Origin of the sequence: Chitinophaga sp. SYP-B3965, assembly GCF_009647655.1 — a bacterium.
Lineage (GTDB): Bacteria > Bacteroidota > Bacteroidia > Chitinophagales > Chitinophagaceae > Chitinophaga.
This window is the reverse complement of record NZ_WJFD01000006.1, coordinates 315,968-334,138: the sequence shown is the minus strand read 5'-3', so window position 1 is coordinate 334,138 and position 18,171 is coordinate 315,968. Positions and strand designations below refer to the sequence as shown.

The window sequence follows — 18,171 nt, the reverse complement described above, 5'->3', positions numbered from 1 at the left end:
ATCAGGAATAAACTCGTAGACAGGATGTTTGCCGTCATTAAACGACAAACACCCTACTCTGAAAATTTACAGACAGCTGCCTGATATAAATTTGGAACTATCTTAGAATACACAACGGCGGCTGAATAAAGAAGAAAAGCCGGCTACATCATCTCCTTAAAAAAGACCCTTAAATTTGTACAAACCCGATCATTATGAAAGCACTAAGTACCTCCGTTGTCATCCACGTTTCTGACCTGGATCGCGCGCTTAATTACTACAAGGATACTTTAGGTTTCAGGGAAGATTTTAAACTGGAAGCCTATGCAGGATTGGAACTTGACAACGTTTTCATCCATCTGAGCGGACCGGCAAATCCCGGGAGAAAGAAAACACCGGGCAGTGCTCACTTCTGTATTGAATGTGATGAAGTAGATGATTACTTTGATACCATCTCGAAAAAGGGTGCTTTCATAGATGTGCCATTGGAGGACCGCTTCTACGGCATGCGGGATTTTGCAGTGAACGATCATGACGGCAATACGCTGGTTTTTGGGAAAGCCCTCTAAAAGAAAAAGGGAAAGACCCGTGGCCTTTCCCTGCTTATATAACCCATGTAAATAGCTTAGTTGTCCCTTGTGAGGATATCTTTTAAAGATTGCTTTTCCAATAGTTTCAAAGTGGCGTCCCGTACCTTGCCCATCACCTCATTCAGCCCACAAACTGCTTCATCTTTACAATTGTCGCAGCGTTCGTAATAGTTCAGACTCACACAGGGCAGGAGGGCAATAGGGCCGTCCAGCAAGCGGATAATACGGGCCAGCGGAATTTCCTTTGGCGTACGCATGAGGTAATAACCCCCGCCTTTACCTTTTTTACTTCCTAAAATTCCGGCATTTTTCAATTCCAACAATATATTTTCCAAAAATTTAATGGAAATACTTTTTTCGGACGCTATCTCTGATATCAGGATAGGCCCTTTGTCGACATTTTCGGCCAGATATATTAATGCGTGAAACGCATATTGTGTTTTTTTAGACAGCATGTTTAGTAATGGATCTGTATTTTTTGCACTCCCAAAGTACAAATATAACAAAAACCGGCGTCATTTGGGGCCATGCCTGATGGCTTAGAGGCTGAGCACGTCTTTCATGGTAAAGATACCCTTCTTGCCTTTCAGCCATTCCGCTGCGGTCACAGCACCAGCGGCAAAACCTTCGCGGGAATGTGCCGTATGGGTGATAGTGATATCATCAATGGGAGAGCTGTAAGTAATAGTATGTGTGCCGGGAGCCGGATTGATCCTTTTGGAAATGATGGCCAGCTGGGCAGGGTCTGCACTTTCTTCGTTCACCCAACCTTTTTTACCGGGTACTTTTTCCAGGATCTGCTCTGCCAGGGTAATAGCTGTACCACTGGGGGCATCCTTTTTCTGGGTGTGGTGGATCTCTTCCATGCTCACGCTGTAAGCACTTTGCGGTGCCATCAGTTCCGCCAGGCGGCGGTTCAGTTCAAAGAAAATGTTCACGCCCACGCTGAAATTGCTGGCGTACAGGAAAGCCTGGTGTTTTTCAAGACACTGGGATTTTACCTGTGGCAGTTTGTCCAGCCAGCCGGTGGTACCGCAGATAACGGGTACGTTGGCATCGAAGCAGTGGATGATATTGTTGTACGCAGTTTCCGGTGTGGTGAATTCAATGGCCACATCTGCTTTTTCCAGATGCTCTTTTTCAAGCAGGTGGCTGCTGTTAATGTCTATCCTGTGGATGATCTCATGTCCGCGGCCGATGGCGATGGCTTCTATGGCCTGGCCCATTTTGCCGTATCCTATTAATGCTATCTTCATATCTAAAAATTATCTGAAAGCCAGTCCCGTTTTTGCTTTACGGGGACTGAGAGAAATATTGAGCTGAATACCCAGTGCGCGGTTGTTGATGATGGTGGGTGAAACACGCATGCTCAGATCGTCGCTGATATCAAACTGCCGGAGGTGCGCAAACACAGTGGCGTCCACAATTTGCAGCGCATAGGCTGCCACAAACACCAGTACGGAATAATCCACATATTGCCGGTAGGCATCCCGGAGGTATTTAAGGTCCTCTCCACTGTAGCGGGGATAGGGATCTATGAAATCCGGGTTGTTGGCATTGGCTACCCTTACGCGGTAAGCATTCCGGAATTCCGTGTATTTGTCCATATTAAAGATAAATACACCGGTGCTGATACCCACGGCGGCATATACGAGGGGGAGTTTCCAGAACTGACGGTTGTAGATCTGACCCAGGCCCGGCAGCACGGCTGAATAAAATGCAGCTCTGCGGGGACTGTGTAATGCTTTGTAATTGGCGAGGAGACTGTCTGTTGAAGAGACAACAGTGGGAGGCACGGTGATGGTATCCCGCATGGCGGCTTTCTCACGTTTGAGTGAGTCCATCTGCATCCGCTTTACCATTGTTGTGTCCTGCGCATTACTTGAAAATGCGGACAATATGAAGAGACACAACAAGGCACGCAACATGTACCCTGCCTTATTTTTCACCGTATAATGATAATTTTTCCAGGATGCTATCCAGTTCTTCATCTGAGTAAAACTCGATATTGATACTTCCTTTTCCGTTCTTACTTCTGTCCAGGTTCACTTTGGTGGAAAAATGGGAGGACAGGTTGTCCTGTATTTTCTGATAAGCAGGAGGGAGGCCACTTTTAGCGGTTTTCTGCACACTGCCTTTATTATCCACTTGGTTCACTTTCCGCACCAGTTCTTCTGTTTGGCGAACAGAAAGGCCATTTTTCATGATCTCACCGAAGATGAATAACTGCTTTTCCACGTTCTCTACGCCAATGAGTGTACGGGCGTGGCCCATGCTCAGTTTGCCGTTCCTTACTGCTACCTGGATATCCGGTGGCAGTTTGAGGAGACGTATATAGTTAGTAACGGTGCTGCGTTCTTTACCCATCCGGTCTGCCACCTGCTCCTGGGTGAGACTGATCTCTTCCATGAGCCTTTTGTAGCTGAGGCCTATTTCAATGGCGTTCAGATTTTCACGTTGGAGGTTCTCCAGCAGGGCCAGTTCCAGGAGTTCCTGGTCGTTAGCCTGGCGAACATAAGCAGGAATGTCCTTCAAGCCGGCCATTTTACTGGCGCGGAAACGACGTTCGCCTGCTATGAGCTGGTATTTCTTCCCCACTCTGGAAACCGTGACAGGCTGGATGATGTCATGTATCTTGATAGACTGACTCAGCTCCTGTAAAGCCTGCTCATCAAAATCCCTTCTTGGTTGTTTGGGATTCACCTCTATCTGGTCCAAGGGAATGCGTTCTATGCCGGTAGCCTGAGCCACAACACTATCACCCAAAGCATTTGTGGTTTGCTTCAGGTCAGTGTCTATATTTTGCAGCAGCGAGCGGATACCTTTCCCCAACGCTTCTTTCTTACTCGGATTGGTCATCGTTAATTGCTAAGATTTTATCTTCTGTTCTGATCTTTGTGAAGTTATGTTTTTGCAGAATCTCTTTGGCCAGGTTGAGATAATTGATGGCTCCTGTACTCATAGCATCATACATGATCACTGATTTACCAAAGCTGGGTGCTTCTCCCAGTTTGGTGTTCCGGTGAATGATGGTGTTGAACACGCTTTCTTCGAAGTGTTGTTTTACTTCATCCACCACCTGGTTGCTGAGGCGCAAACGGCCATCATACATGGTCATGAGGATGCCTTCAATTTCCAGTTCTATATTCAGCCTGCTTTGAACGATCTTAATAGTGTTGAGCAATTTACCCAAACCTTCCAGTGCAAAGAATTCGCACTGTACGGGAATGATCACGGAGTTAGACGCTACGAGGGCGTTTACGGTGATCAGGCCCAGGGAGGGAGAACAATCTACGATCACGAAATCATAATCGCCCTGGATGGAGTCGATCACGGACTTCATCACTCTTTCCCGGTTGGGGTGGTTGATGAGTTCCAGTTCAGCACCTACGAGGTCAATATGAGAGGGCAGCACTTTCAGGTTCGGAGTGTCAGACTCGAGGACAACGTCCTTAGCCTGTACATCATTCACCATACAGTCGTACAGGCTCTGCTGTACATTACGCAGGTCAAAGCCCAGCCCTGTAGTGCTGTTTGCTTGTGGATCTGCATCTACGAGCAGTGTTTTGTACTCCAATACTGCCAGGCTGCTGGCCAGGTTAATAGCGCTGGTAGTTTTGCCTACGCCCCCTTTTTGATTGGCGATTGCGATAATTCTTGCCATTGTTCTGTCTTAAATTCTAAGGTTGTAATAGGATAAATCAGGAACTTTAGATGTTGATCGTTTCCCCTATTGCCGGCAGCAGCAAGGTTAATCCTGCTGCTTCAAACTGTTGGGTTGCTTCCTTCTGATCTATTTTTATATACCCGAAAGTGTCGTAATGTACGCCAACTATCCGGCTGCATTCAATAAACTCTGCTGCAATGATGGCATCTTCCACGCCCATGGTGAAGTTATCTCCTATTGGCAGGATGGCAAAATCCAGTTTGGCGAAACGGGGAATCAGTTCCATGTCAAATGTCAAAGCCGTATCTCCGCTGTAGTAAAAATTGCCTTCTGTAGTGGTGAAAACGAAGCCCAGGGGATTCCCGCCATAGCTGCCATCCGGCAACCCGCTGGAATGATGCGCTACTACGCATTTCACAGTGCCAAAGTCAAAAGCCCATTTACCACCCGTATTCATAGGATGTACATTGGAGATGCCCTGTTTGGAGATCCACTCCGTTAATTCAAATGCCCCCACTACCTTGGCACCCGTTCTTTCCGCCACTCCTTTCAGATCCGCCACATGATCCGCATGCCCGTGGGAAACAAAAATGTAATCCGCCTCAATACGACTTACATCTATTGAACGGGCCAGATCGTTGGGTGTTATAAAAGGGTCAAAAAGTATTTTCTTGCCCTTTACTTCCACTGCAAAACTCGAATGGCCGTAATAGGTGAACTTCATATTGATATTTTATAAATTGTTAATGCCTAATCCGACAAAAATACAACGAATCGCTAAAATATCTGGCAGGCCCCCCATTTATTTATTCACACCAGCCGGTGGGGAAAAGTAAGGATTTTTCTCCGGGGATTGCAATTTTTCAGTCACATGATCGTCTACTTAACCAAACAACCATTCCTAAACGGACAGTTTGTGGTAAATTCGCCGTTTCGGCTTTTAAGAAACAATTGATTTATAAATATTTATGAGAACGGGACCTTCAGCCTTGTCTACCTTATTTATTGTACTACTCTTCCTGGCAATGGACGCTTATGTGTTTGTGGCTGTTCGGTCAATCGTGAGTAACTTCTCTCCAAAATGGAAAATAGTGATCTTCGCCCTCTACTGGGTGATCTCTGCTATTGTACTGACTTCCGTTCTTTTCTACTCTAAGATCCCCTGGGAGAAGTTCATGGAGGCACGTTCTTATTATATCACCTTTGCGGTGGGTGTGTTCTTTGCTAAAATGCTGGTAATCATTTTCTTATTGATCGATGATGGCCGCAGAGGGGTGCTTTGGGTAATAGAAAAAGTGCGTTCTGCTCCTGCCGTGGCATTGGTGGAACAGGGTAAAGAAGAGGCCACCGGCATTTCCCGCTCCCAGTTCCTCATGAAAACAGGGCTTTTGCTGGGCGGTACCATGCTGGGCACCTTACTGTATGGGCTCAGCAATAAATATAACTATCATGTGCGGAAGATCCGCCTCACTTTTAAGAACCTGCCTGCCGCTTTTAAAGGCATGACCATTGTGCAGATCTCCGATGTGCATTCCGGCAGTTTTAATGATAAGGAAGCCGTGCAGAAAGGGATAGAACTGATCAAAGCCCAGAAACCGGACCTGATAGTGTTCACCGGGGACCTGGTGAATGATAAATCTGACGAAATGGATCATTATATCTCCGTTTTTAACCAGATCAAAGCGCCCATGGGCGTATATTCCACGCTGGGCAACCACGATTACGGGGATTATTTCCCATGGCCTGATTATGATGAAAAACGCCAGAGTGTACTGAAAACGAAGAACTTAGAGCGTCTGAAATCCATCCACGGAGAAATGGGCTGGCGTTTGCTGATGAATGAACACGTGATCCTGGAGAAAGACGGAGAAAAAATGGCCCTGCTGGGTATTGAGAACTGGAGTGCGAATCCCCGTTTTCCCCGGAAAGGTGATATGAAGGCTGCTTATGAAGGTACAGCAGATATTCCTTTTAAGATCTTACTCTCTCATGATCCCACCCATTGGGATGCTCAGGTAAGGAGTGATTATAAAGATATCGATCTGATGCTGGCAGGGCATACCCACGGTATGCAGTTTGGCGTGGAGATCCCCTTTTTCAAATGGAGCCCGGCGCAATATATCTATAAACAATGGGCGGGTCTTTACCAGGATGGCAAGCAAAGCCTGTATGTGAACCGTGGGTTCGGTTTCCTCGGCTATCCCGGCAGGGTAGGCATTATGCCAGAGATCACGGTGATTGAATTAGTATAGGATTTTTCCTATATCTTGCAGTACCAAGGCCTGTTATGCGACTCCATATCACCATTACACTATTGCTCCTTACTGCTTCGCAGGCAGCGGCACAGTCTTTGGCTGACCTGGAAAGGCAATTGGATTCACTGCTCAATAAACCGGCAAAAAGCGAAGTAGTGATCGGCCTGGGATTTGGTAATAACCCGGCTTACGGTGGAAAAACTACAGACCCTTTCAGGCCGGTTACCATGAAGTCTTTCCTCTCTCCCAATATTTCGTATAACCATAAGAGTGGGCTGTATGCATCTGTGTACAGTTACTACCTCCTGAATGCAGCACGCCATCCCTGGTTTGAGCTGGACCTCAATGCGGGGTATGATTACACGAAACACAAAAACTTTATTTCCGGCATTTCGTATACGCGTTACTTTTATAAAGACTCTTCAGATATTCCCGCTACACCCATCACCAATGAATTGTTTGCGTATTTCTTTTACCGCAAATGGTGGCTGGAACCTGGCATCAGTGTAGATCTTGGCTGGGGCAAATTTTCTGAACAGGTGAACCGCAGATCAGAACGCACCATTACCGGCAGTGATTTCAATATCATTGCGGATGTGCGGCATTCCTTTATTTTCCTGGATGTGCTGAAGAAAGATGCCGCTGTTCTTCTCATGCCTGTAGCTTCTTTTACAGCGGGCACGGCACATTATTACAGCAACCTCAAAAGTTTTCAATACGTATCCCGCTCTAAGCTTATCAAGCGCCGCAACAGAGAAACCACCATCAGTGATAAAACAGGTTTCGAACCCAGGGCAGTGGACCTTGGTGTAAGGCTTTCCTATATCATTGGAAGGGTCACTGTTTCCCCATCTTATACTGCCTTCAAACTCTTACAGGGAGAGGATAATGGCATCACCGGATATTTTACCGCCAGCGTAAGTGTTACTTTATAGAATCTAGCATGGGTTTTGTGTTAGTTTTAAATGTAGGGGTAAAGAGTCATTCCCCCGTTTGATTATTATAGGACATTAAATATAACCAATATGAAAAAACTGTTTTTCGCCCTGGCAGTCATTACATGTGTAACCGTATCCACCGCCAACGCCCAAAAATTATTACGCTTCGGTATTAAAGGAGGTGCTAACCTCGGCAAGATCGATGGAACAGGTTATGATGAATCATTCAAACTGGGGTATCACCTCGGAGGTTTCGCACAAATTAATCTTGTGAAAGGATTTGGTATTCAACCGGAGTTGATCTTCTCCTCTACAAAAGCAGAAGTAGTGAATACTTCAGAATTTGAAGCGGATAATGAATTCCAGAACCTGAAAGAAACCAAACCCAAACTGAACTATCTCAGCATTCCCGTCCTGGCAAATATTGATCTGGGTTCTCCCCGTTTCAAATTACAGGTAGGTCCGCAATTCAGTATCATGACCAGCAAAAAGAAAAATGTGTTCCAGGAAGGCAAAGATGCTTTTAAAGGAGGCGATTTTTCTGCAGTAGGTGGCCTCTGGCTGCAATTGCCCATCGTAAATATCAGTGCCCGTTATGTAATAGGTCTTTCCAATGTGAACGATGTTACAGTAGCTGGCGCCACAGATCCCAGCAAATGGAAAAACCAGGCCATTCAGCTGGGTGTTGGCATCACTTTATAATTGTACCTACATCTGACATATAGAGGATATCCGACAGGGTATCCTCTTTTTTTATATCCCGGATCATGGCATTAAAGTTGACTATATAGATATACTATCTAATTAAGGGTTATTTTGGGCAGCGTACTGCCATATTGTCCCTGGACTTAAAACTGACAGATGAACACATTTTTTTTAGGCAATTCGGAAGATGAGATGGAATTTATGCCTATCATCCCCCTGAACGAAGATGGCGAGGGGATGGAGGATGACAAGATCCCGGAAGAGCTTTCCCTGTTACCGCTGAGAAATACCGTACTTTTTCCCGGAGTAGTTTTGCCTATTACCGTTGGAAGAGATAAATCCATAAAGGCCGTAAACGATGCTTACAAGACTGACAAAATGATTGGTGTTGTAGCGCAAAAAGACAGTAACATAGAAGAGCCCGGTGTAACCGATCTCAGCGATGTGGGTACTGTGGCTAAGATCGTGAAACTGATCAAAATGCCGGATGGAGGCACTACTATTATCATACAAGGGCGTAAACGCTTTAAGATCAAGGATATAGTAACAGAAGATCCTTATTTCAAAGCCAGGTATGAACTGTTGAGTGATGAAGTAGACGAAAATGATTCTGAATTTGATGCCTACGTTTCTTCCATCAAGGACCTGGCAGCACAGATCATCCAGTTATCACCCAATATTCCTTCAGAGGCCAGCATGATCCTGAAGAATATTGAGAACGCACCTTTCCTGATCCACTTCGTTTCTTCCAACCTCAACAGCGATGTAAAGGAAAAACAACAACTCCTGGAGATCAACAACCTGCGTGTACGTGCAGAACTGCTGATGAAATTACTGCAGGTAGAATTGCAATTGGCGGAACTGAAGAACAAGATCAACAACAAAACCAAGGCAGACCTGGATAAACAGCAAAGGGATTATTTCCTGCAACAGCAGCTGAAATCCATTAAAGATGAACTGGGTGGCGATACCAACGACCGGGAAGTGAAAGAGATGCAACGCCGTGCCGAATTAAAGAAATGGCCGGAAGCTGCAAAAGAACTTTTCACCAAAGGCATTGAGAAACTGGAAAGGATGCATCCCAGCACACCGGATTATTCCGTGGTGTACAATCACCTGGACCTCATGCTGGACCTGCCCTGGGCGGAATATACCAAGGACAGTTACGATCTGAAGAAAGCTAAAAAAGTACTAGATGCGGATCATTATGGTATGGACCGTATCAAGGAACGTATCCTTGAATACCTGGCCGTACTGAAACTGAAAGGGGACATGAAATCTCCCATCCTTTGTTTCATTGGCCCTCCCGGTATTGGTAAAACATCCCTCGGGCGTTCTATTGCCAACGCTATCGGCCGTAAATATGCACGGTTGAGCCTTGGTGGTTTACATGATGAAAGTGAGATCAGAGGACACCGGAAAACTTACATCGGCGCTATGGCGGGCAGGATCCTGCAAACCATCCGCAAGGTGAAATCTTCCAACCCGGTGATGATCCTGGATGAAATAGATAAAGTAGGCAACGATTTCAGAGGAGATCCCGCTTCTGCATTGCTGGAAGTACTGGATCCTGAACAAAACGGTACCTTCTATGATAACTACCTGGAACTGGAATATGACCTGAGCAAGGTATTGTTCATTGCTACGGCCAACAATATCAACGCTATCCCGCATGCCCTGCGTGACAGGCTGGAGATCATTGACCTGAGCGGTTATTCTATTGAAGAAAAAATAGAGATCGCCAAACGCCACCTGATCCCTAAACAACGGGAAGCACACGGCCTGAAGGATTATAAATTCACTTTTTCCAATAAAGTAATTGAAAAGATCATTGCTGATTACACCCGGGAAAGCGGGGTGCGGGAACTGGATCGCCAGTTTGCTGCTATCATGCGCTCCCTGGCTAAAGATGTGGCCATGGGCACAAAGCTGAAAGACACCGTTTCAGAAGAAAGGGCGGACAAAGCTTTGGGTAAATCCAAATACAGCAATGAGATCTACAAAACAGGCAACCCGGCAGGGGTAGCAGTAGGTTTGGCCTGGACGTATGTGGGAGGAGATATCCTCTTCATAGAAACGAGTCTCAGCGATGGTAAAGGAGAATTGAAACTCACCGGTAACCTGGGGAATGTGATGAAAGAATCAGCCGTAACAGCCCTCAGCTACCTGCATGCCAATGCAGCCGCATTTAAAATTGATCCGAAATTATTCCAGCATAAGAATGTGCATGTGCACGTACCGGAAGGCGCCGTTCCTAAAGATGGCCCCAGCGCAGGCATCACGATGCTCACAGCACTTGTTTCCGGCTTTACCGGCCGCAGGGTGAAACCTTACCTGGCTATGACCGGTGAGATCACTTTACGCGGACAGGTATTACCGGTAGGAGGGATCAAAGAAAAGATCCTGGCCGCAAAACGTGCCGGAATCAAGGAGATCATCCTCTGCTGGCAGAATGAGAAGGATATTACGGACATTAATCCTGAATATATTAAAGGATTAAAGTTCCATTATGTAAGAGAAATGAACCAAGTGCTGGAAACAGCGTTATTAAAGAGATAGAAACAAAGTGATCCATTCCTGGAATACCTTGTTACCACAAGTTCACTTTTAGCGAAGTGAGCGCATGTTGATTGTTTAAGGGTTTAAAATAAAGCCATCCGCAAGGGTGGCTTTATTGTTGTTATTTGTATCTTCATTTTCGTGCTCCGATACCTGCTAATATTACTGTTATTATCCTCTTCCGCCAGCGCACAGGTGCTGGGCGGGAAAAATGTATATTCCTTCCTGGATCTGCCGGCTGCCCCGCAGATCACTGCTTTGGGAGGTGTGAATGTGAGCCAGCAGAATAATGATCTTTCCCTCGCATTGCTGAATCCTGCATTATTGCGGCCGTCTATGCATACCCACCTACAGGTGAATTATGCCAGTTACTTTGCCGGTGTAAAATACCTGCATGCAGCCACTGCTTTTCATGTACCGTCTGTAGCTACTACCTTTGCCACCAGTTTGCAGTATGTAGGATATGGTGATATCACCCATACAGATGCCGCAGGCAATGTGATGGGCACTTTCCGCCCGAATGATCTTGTATGGCAAGTCAGCGCTTCCCGGCAATACCTGGAAAAATGGCATTACGGGCTGAGTGTAAAATATATTCATTCCCGTTACCAGCAATATCAATCCTCCGGTATCAGCACAGATGTGGGTATTGCTTACCAGGATACCGCCAGGGGCTGGCAGGCCGGGTTGGTAGCAAAGAATATGGGTACGCAGTTTTCTACTTATGACGGTGCCGGAGAAAAGGAACCCTTACCTTTTGATCTGCAGATAGGTATCTCCAAAAGGCTCGCACATATACCCTTACAATTATCCGCCACCCTGCATCATATTTACCAGTTTGATATCCGGTACGCAGATCCCGGTTTTGAAGATGGTACCGTGATTGAGAATGGAGATACCACCAGCAGAGGAAGCGGAACTGTCGATAAGATCTTCCGGCACTTTGTACTGGCTGCCCAGTTTGAAGTAGGGAAGTATGTGGAATTAACAGCAGCTTATAATCACCTGCGGCGGAAAGAACTGGCCATGATGTCCCAACAGGGATTAAGCGGTTTTTCTTTAGGCATCGGGGTGATCGTGAATAAAATACAATTACGTTTTGCACGCTCCTGGTATCAGCGTACCGTTGCGTTTAATCATCTTGGGATCAGTCTGCCATTGAATCAGTGGATGGGCTTAGGGAAGTTCGGGGACCGCATTGGCTGGAAACCGGACGGACCGCTTTAAAATTATACATATGCAGCCTATTATCTCTATCAGGGAGCTTAGAAAAAGTTATGGTGAAAAGCAGGTGCTGAAAGGCATCAACCTGGAAGTTTATCCCGGCCAGATCATTGGTTACATTGGTCCGAACGGGGCCGGTAAATCTACTACGGTAAAAATACTGATCGGTTTGCTAAGCGACTTTGAAGGAGAAGTGACCGTACTGGGGCATGACCTCCGCAAAGATGCGCTCACCATTAAAGGATTGATCGGTTACGTGCCGGAGAATGCAGAAATATATGATGTACTCACGCCCATGGAATACCTCTCCTTTGTAGGAAAACTCTACAAACTGGATGATGCCATGATCGAAGAGCGGGCCACCCGTATGCTGGAAGCTTTTGGATTAATGGACAACAGGCATCAGCGGATGGACACTTTTTCCAAAGGGATGAAGCAGAAAGTACTGATCACTTCCGGCCTGTTGCATAACCCGCAGATCGTAGTGCTGGATGAACCGCTCTCAGGGCTGGATGCCAACGCCGTGATCATTGTGAAAGAGATCCTCTCCCTGTTGAAAAAAGAAGGTAAGACCATTTTCTATTGCTCTCACATGATGGACGTAGTGGAAAAAGTATCAGACAGGATCGTACTGATCAATGAAGGAAGTATTGTGGCAGATGGTACGTTTGAACAGTTGAAACAATCTGAAGGAGATACGCTCGAAAAAGTATTTGCCAACCTTACCGGTAAGGAAGGTTTCTCCGGTGCAGCAGATGCATTTATTCATGCATTAGGGAATCAAAACAGTTAACCATGAACAAATTCTTTTTATACCTGGTTTCCCTGTTTAATCCCGTCTGGAAACGTTTGGGGGTAGATGTGGAACAGCTGAGGGCCATCCTGGAAGTAAAGCTCATGATGGATGACCGCCGGCCTAACGCTTACACGCAGGCACGGCAGCAACAGAAGAAGAAACCGATAAAATATGGCTCCTGGGGCGTGATCATTATGTCCTTTGTGATGGGCATATTTTATCTCTATGCTTTCTTCATTGCGAAGGATCATTTCCTGCAAATGCTGATATGGTTCTCTTTATTCATGATGATGATGTCCACCACGCTGATCGCGGATTTTACAAGTGTGCTGATAGATGTGAAAGATAATTTCGTGATCCTTCCCAAACCGGTGAATGATAAAACAGTAGTGGTATCCCGCATGATGCACATTGTGATCCATATCTCCAAGATAGTGGTGCCCATGATGCTGCCGGTGCTCGTATTCCTTTTAGTTGAAACAGGGGTGATCTCTGCGATATGGTTTGTGATACTCGCGTTTTTATTATGCATCCTGAGCATCTTCCTCATCAATGCGGTGTACCTGGTGGCCTTACAATTAACCACGCCACAGCGGTTTAAGGAGTTGCTGAATTACATACAGATGATCCTCTCCATATCTATATTCGCCATTGTGTACCTGGCGCCGCGGATGTTGAAGAATGTAAACCTGGATGATATAAAACTGGCAGATCACACCTGGCTGAACCTGATCCCCATTACCTGGTTTGCCGGCGCCTGGCAGGCTGTTACAGACGGCATCTATACACCGCAGTACTTAATTTTCATCGCCTTATCATTCATCGTTCCTTTTGCCAGCCTCTGGCTGGTGATCAAAGTATTTGCACCCAGCTTTAACAGGAAGCTGGCCATGCTGGGTGGTAGCGGAACGGATGGTGGTTTGCCTTCTCCTGCAGCGGTTGCTTCTTCAGGGACGCCCTGGTACAAACGTTTCGCCCGTTTACTTACGAACGGTGGTCATGAGCAATTGTCTTTTGAACTGGTATGGCTGATCACCGGCCGCAGCCGTGAGTTTAAGCTGAAAGTATATCCTTCCCTGGCTTATGTGGTGATCTATTTCATCTACTTCTTTTTTACCGGTAAACATGCATCCGTAGGAGAGGCCTGGAAACAATTGCCGGAAACGAAGATGTTCGTGTTCCTGATCTATAGCAGCAGCTTTGCTTTTATCACCGCTATCAGCAACCTCGTATATTCTGATAAGTATAAAAGCGCCTGGGTATATTTCGCCGCACCGCTTGATTCACCAGGGCCTTTATTGATGGGTGCTTTCAAAGCATCCCTCGTGAAATTCTTTGTACCATTCTATTTACTGCTCTCTGCTTTCTCCCTGTGGGTATGGGGGCTGAAGATCCTGCCGGACCTGGCGCTTGGTTTCTTTAATGTAGTAGCTATTAATCTATGCTTCGCATTTTTATACCTGCGGAGGTTTCCCTTTTCAGCTGAACTAAATATCAAGCAAAGTGCCGGTACCTTCATTAAAGGAATGCTCATCCTGATCATCCCCTTTACAATTGGTCTGGGGCATTATTTTATTGCAGGTTATATCTGGCTGGTAGCTATTTTCGGCCTGATGTCCTTTGCGGCATTGTACCTCTTGTATACAAAGTACCGGGAAACAGGGTGGGAGAGACTGGAAACGAACTAAATAAAAAAGGCGGGAATCACTTCCCGCCTTTTTTTAATCGATCAAAAGCCGCTTATAGAGCTGGATGGTATTTTCCAGTCCAAGGTAAATGGCATCTGCCACCAGTGCGTGGCCAATAGATACTTCCTTCAGTTGCGGAATATGCAGTTTGAAGAACCGGAGGTTATCCAGGTTCAGGTCATGGCCGGCATTTAATTCCAGTCCAATGGCGGAAGCCTCTTTGGCGGTATTCTTGTAATCGTTGAATAAACGGAAGTTCTGTGGCTGGGTGCGGGATTTCGTGTATTCCTCTGCGTAAGGGCCTGTATAAAGCTCAATACGGTCTGCACCGGCAGATTTTGCACCTTCCACTTTGCTGATGTCCGGATTGAGGAAAACAGAAACCCTGATGCCTGCCTTTTTGAGTGAGCTGATCACGTCTTTGAGGAAAGACTGGTATTGCACTGTATCCCAGCCGGTGTTGGAAGTTATAGCTCCGGGGGGGTCAGGAACAAGGGTGCACTGGTGTGGTTTCACCGCCAGTACCAGGTCCATAAAATCCTTCGAAGGATATCCCTCAATATTAAATTCAGTGGTAACGATAGGTTTCAGATCCCTTACATCCTGGAAACGGATATGGCGTTCATCCGGCCTGGGATGTACCGTAATACCGTCAGCGCCAAATCGTTCACAGTCTTTTGCTACCTGTAAAAGATCCGGCAGGTTACCACCGCGTGCATTGCGCAGTGTGGCAAACTTGTTGATGTTAACACTCAGCTTCGTCATTCCGCAAAATTACGCCAACGATTTCAATTTTCATTACTGATACTGCAATAAGAGTTCTACAAAAAGCCCTATAAAAATAGAGGCAGAAAAGCTCATCAGCGTACCAATAAGGATGTATTCCGTTTCCCTGCGGTTCTCATTGTCCTTCAGATCATTAAAACGCAGAATGGATTTGGCTGCGATCAGGAAACCGATGCCTTCATAATGGTTCGTGATAATAAAAGTAAGCACCAGTGCCCTCTCAAAAATACCGATCCATTTTCCGGCCTCACTAAGGGAAGCTTTGCTGTTGGTAAGCCTTGCATCCGCCACCTGGTCCCGCCAGCGTTTGGTGGCAAATCCCAGCAGGAAAGAAATAGGCCATACCACGGCGGCATACCCCAGCAGGATGGTCCACACCGCCTTATTTTCCAGGATAGCAGAGAGAAAAGGAAGCACACTGGTCCATCCGGTAGATACCTGGATCCACAATACCAGTAATACCAGTAAATGCAAAGCCTGGTCAATGATGAAGTTCCGGGCATTGTCCTTCTGGTATACCTTCCACCAGTCTATCGCGAAATGGGAGACCGCTACGATCATCGGAATGATCCATTGATCCCACCAGCCGGTGAAAACATAGATCAGTATACCATGCAGGAGGCAATGAATATAAAGATAAGGAGAGGCTGCTTTGTGACGCCGTTTGTGTTGCACAAAACGGGTGGTCTGGAGCGCGAAATCGCCAATAAGGTGGGCACATAGCCACTTGATCAGTAATAGCATCATGTGATATGGTTTTTTTAAAACAAGGATGAGATCTGCAACTCAAACCGGCTGATGATCATGGTGGCTACATGCCATCCTGCTGCCTGCAATCTTTGATTAACGGCGGGCTGGCGGATCTTCAGCTTCTCGGCGGTTTGCAATTGTGTAAGTCCGTTTAGTTGTTCCAGTATGGCTTCTGCCTGCGGAGCACTCCAGCGCTCTATGAGGTAAGAAAGCACCTGGCTGTGAATAGCCCATTCCTGGTTAACAACGGAATGGGGGCTAACAATAGAGATGAGTCCGTTCTTTTTCTTCAGCTCATCCAGGTAGGGGCCTGAATGTTGAAAGGCCGTACCATCTGAGGTAACAATTTTTTTGGAAGTGAAAGTGATATCTCCTGTACCAATGGCCAGGCGTACCTTAAAATCCTCTTTGCGCAGCCATGCCAGCAATAAGAGGCTGCTATACAGGGCCAGTTCAGGTTTTTGAATGAATACCGCCTGAAAACTGTCTCCCCGGTATTGCTCTGCCTCGAAACTAACATCCTTTTCCTGTATTGTCATGAAAACCCTTTCCAGTATTTGCTGGAGACGCTTACGCCTGGAGGCTTTCAGCAGAGAGGATTGAATGATGTCGCCGGTAATAACGGCTGCTTGCTTTTTCATTGGCTACCACAAATATAAGCCTTTAACCTTATAATGCACCATTATAAGCCTATAACCTTATATTAACCCATTATAAGCCTACAGCCTTATAATCAGAAAAGCAGCCCACTGGGGCTGCTTTTCCTGCGATATTATCAGATCTTTCAGATCTACTAGTAACGATAGTATTCAGGTTTGAACGGACCTTCAGCCGGAATACCCAGGTAAGAAGATTGTGCATTGGTAAGCACATCCAGCTCAACGCCGATCTTTTTCAGATGCAGGCGGGCTACTTTCTCATCCAGGTGTTTAGGCAGTACATACACCTTGTTCTCGTAGTTCTCTGTGTTTAACCACAGTTCAAGCTGAGCGAGTGTTTGGTTAGTGAAGGAGTTACTCATCACAAATGAAGGGTGACCAGTAGCGCAACCCAGGTTCACCAGGCGGCCTTCAGCCAGCAGGATCACATCTTTACCATCAATGGTATATTTGTCAACCTGTGGTTTGATCTCCACTTTAGTATGTCCGTAGTTGGTGTTCAACCAGGAAACATCAATTTCGATATCGAAGTGACCGATGTTACAAACGATGGCTTTATCTTTCATCGCTTTGAAGTGTTCGCCGGTGATGATATCACGGCAACCAGTGGTAGTTACGATAATGTCTGCTTCTTTTACAGCATCAGACATCTTCTTTACTTCGTAACCTTCCATAGCAGCCTGCAGCGCACAGATCGGGTCAATTTCAGTTACAATAACACGGGCACCGGCGCCAGCGAGAGACTCGGCAGAACCTTTACCCACATCACCAAAACCAGCAACAACAGCAACCTTACCTGCAATCATTACATCCGTAGCACGACGGATAGCATCTACGCAGGATTCGCGGCAACCATATTTGTTATCGAATTTGGACTTAGTAACGGAGTCGTTGATATTGATAGCAGGCATTGGTAAAGTGCCGGCTTTCATTCTCTCATACAGACGGTGAACGCCGGTAGTAGTTTCTTCGCTAAGGCCTTTAATATGCTGGATCAGTTCAGGGTAAACGTCAAAAACCATGTTGGTCAGGTCACCACCGTCATCAAGGATCATGTTCAAAGGACGATCTGTACTGCCAAAGAACAGGGTTTGTTCAATGCACCAGTTAAAATCTTCCTCGTTCAGACCTTTCCATGCATAAACCGGGATACCTGCAGCAGCAATAGCAGCAGCAGCGTGGTCTTGCGTAGAGAAGATATTGCAGGAGCTCCATTGTACCTCTGCACCCAGGGCAACCAGGGTTTCGATCAAAACAGCTGTTTGGATGGTCATGTGAAGGCAACCGGCAATACGCGCACCTTTCAGGGGCTGAGATTTACCATACTCTTCGCGCAGGGCCATCAAACCCGGCATTTCGGCTTCCGCCAGTTCTATTTCTTTGCGACCCCACTCTGCCAAAGACATGTCTTTAACTTTGTATTTGAGGCTCAAATCAATTTTGGATTTAGCAATTGTGGACATTCCAGTAAATTTTTGGCAAATCTACCTTTATTTCTACTTTTTACATAATGCTTTCTCATTACCCCTATTTTAATTAAATGGGCCTCTCCCGGGGAGTAACTACTTAATATAC

Annotated in this window: 18 protein-coding genes; 8 read left to right on the top strand and 10 right to left on the bottom strand. The window is 46.2% G+C overall.

All coding sequences use genetic code 11. The features are described 5' to 3' along the window. Nucleotides 1-194: 194 nt before the first annotated feature. Complete coding sequence (locus GFS24_RS26230) at nt 195-548, top strand: glyoxalase/bleomycin resistance/extradiol dioxygenase family protein (protein ID WP_153664950.1); 354 nt, start codon at nt 195-197, stop codon at nt 546-548. Nucleotides 549-604: 56 nt separating this feature from the next. Here the strand turns inward: GFS24_RS26230 and GFS24_RS26225 are convergent, their stop codons facing one another. From GFS24_RS26225 to GFS24_RS26200, 6 genes are all read right to left on the bottom strand, one after another. Next, a complete protein-coding gene (locus GFS24_RS26225) occupies nt 605-1,024 on the bottom strand; it encodes an Rrf2 family transcriptional regulator (RefSeq protein WP_153664948.1) in 420 nt (139 codons plus the stop codon). Between the two features lie 84 nt (nt 1,025-1,108). Further along, nucleotides 1,109-1,825: a 4-hydroxy-tetrahydrodipicolinate reductase gene (dapB, locus tag GFS24_RS26220; RefSeq protein ID WP_153664946.1), complete on the bottom strand. Its 717-nt coding sequence runs from the start codon at nt 1,823-1,825 to the stop codon at nt 1,109-1,111. A 9-nt stretch (nt 1,826-1,834) separates the two neighbouring features. Then, nucleotides 1,835-2,413 (bottom strand): DUF5683 domain-containing protein, encoded by a 579-nt coding sequence (locus GFS24_RS26215; RefSeq protein WP_153664944.1) that lies wholly within the window; start codon nt 2,411-2,413, stop codon nt 1,835-1,837. Nucleotides 2,414-2,507: 94 nt separating this feature from the next. After that, a complete protein-coding gene (locus GFS24_RS26210; RefSeq protein WP_153664942.1) occupies nt 2,508-3,428 on the bottom strand; it encodes a ParB/RepB/Spo0J family partition protein in 921 nt (306 codons plus the stop codon). Next, nucleotides 3,412-4,233, bottom strand: a complete 822-nt coding sequence (locus GFS24_RS26205) for a ParA family protein (protein WP_153664940.1) — start codon at nt 4,231-4,233, stop codon at nt 3,412-3,414. Before GFS24_RS26205 ends, GFS24_RS26210 begins: the two co-directional genes overlap by 17 nt. A 46-nt stretch (nt 4,234-4,279) precedes the next feature. Next, nucleotides 4,280-4,960, bottom strand: coding sequence for a metal-dependent hydrolase (locus GFS24_RS26200; protein WP_153664938.1), 681 nt, complete (start codon nt 4,958-4,960; stop codon nt 4,280-4,282). 244 nt (nt 4,961-5,204) lie between these two features. Between GFS24_RS26200 and GFS24_RS26195 the strand changes: the two genes are divergently transcribed. From GFS24_RS26195 to GFS24_RS26165, 7 genes are all read left to right on the top strand, one after another. Beyond that, on the top strand, nt 5,205-6,488 hold the full coding sequence (locus tag GFS24_RS26195; protein WP_153664936.1) for a metallophosphoesterase: 1,284 nt from the start codon (nt 5,205-5,207) through the stop codon (nt 6,486-6,488). Between the two features lie 35 nt (nt 6,489-6,523). After that, complete coding sequence (locus GFS24_RS26190; protein ID WP_153664934.1) at nt 6,524-7,426, top strand: hypothetical protein; 903 nt, start codon at nt 6,524-6,526, stop codon at nt 7,424-7,426. Nucleotides 7,427-7,516: 90 nt separating this feature from the next. Then, the gene (locus tag GFS24_RS26185; RefSeq protein WP_153664932.1) at nt 7,517-8,131 is read left to right on the top strand and encodes a porin family protein; all 615 of its coding nucleotides are present in this window, start codon (nt 7,517-7,519) and stop codon (nt 8,129-8,131) included. A 159-nt stretch (nt 8,132-8,290) separates the two neighbouring features. Next, a complete protein-coding gene (gene lon, locus GFS24_RS26180; protein WP_153664930.1) occupies nt 8,291-10,693 on the top strand; it encodes an endopeptidase La in 2,403 nt (800 codons plus the stop codon). Between the two features lie 141 nt (nt 10,694-10,834). Next, nucleotides 10,835-11,920 carry a type IX secretion system protein PorQ gene (gene porQ, locus GFS24_RS26175; RefSeq protein WP_153664928.1) on the top strand — a complete coding sequence of 362 codons (1,086 nt, stop codon included), beginning with the start codon at nt 10,835-10,837 and terminating at the stop codon, nt 11,918-11,920. Between the two features lie 10 nt (nt 11,921-11,930). Next, nucleotides 11,931-12,710, top strand: a complete 780-nt coding sequence (locus GFS24_RS26170; protein WP_153664926.1) for an ABC transporter ATP-binding protein — start codon at nt 11,931-11,933, stop codon at nt 12,708-12,710. 2 nt (nt 12,711-12,712) lie between these two features. After that, the gene (locus tag GFS24_RS26165) at nt 12,713-14,401 is read left to right on the top strand and encodes a hypothetical protein (RefSeq protein ID WP_153664924.1); all 1,689 of its coding nucleotides are present in this window, start codon (nt 12,713-12,715) and stop codon (nt 14,399-14,401) included. Between the two features lie 33 nt (nt 14,402-14,434). Here GFS24_RS26165 and GFS24_RS26160 read toward each other — a convergent pair whose 3' ends face one another. The 4 genes from GFS24_RS26160 to ahcY all read right to left on the bottom strand — a co-directional run bounded on the left by GFS24_RS26160 (nt 14,435) and on the right by ahcY (nt 18,059). Continuing rightward, nucleotides 14,435-15,166, bottom strand: a complete 732-nt coding sequence (locus tag GFS24_RS26160) for a pyridoxine 5'-phosphate synthase (protein ID WP_153664922.1) — start codon at nt 15,164-15,166, stop codon at nt 14,435-14,437. Nucleotides 15,167-15,199: 33 nt separating this feature from the next. Then, on the bottom strand, nt 15,200-15,934 hold the full coding sequence (locus tag GFS24_RS26155) for a DUF3307 domain-containing protein (RefSeq protein WP_153664920.1): 735 nt from the start codon (nt 15,932-15,934) through the stop codon (nt 15,200-15,202). A gap of 14 nt (nt 15,935-15,948) precedes the next feature. Next, nucleotides 15,949-16,578, bottom strand: a complete 630-nt coding sequence (locus GFS24_RS26150) for a SatD family protein (RefSeq protein ID WP_153664918.1) — start codon at nt 16,576-16,578, stop codon at nt 15,949-15,951. Nucleotides 16,579-16,730: 152 nt separating this feature from the next. Continuing rightward, nucleotides 16,731-18,059, bottom strand: a complete 1,329-nt coding sequence (gene ahcY, locus GFS24_RS26145) for an adenosylhomocysteinase (RefSeq protein WP_153664916.1) — start codon at nt 18,057-18,059, stop codon at nt 16,731-16,733. Between the last annotated feature and the right edge of the window lie 112 nt (nt 18,060-18,171).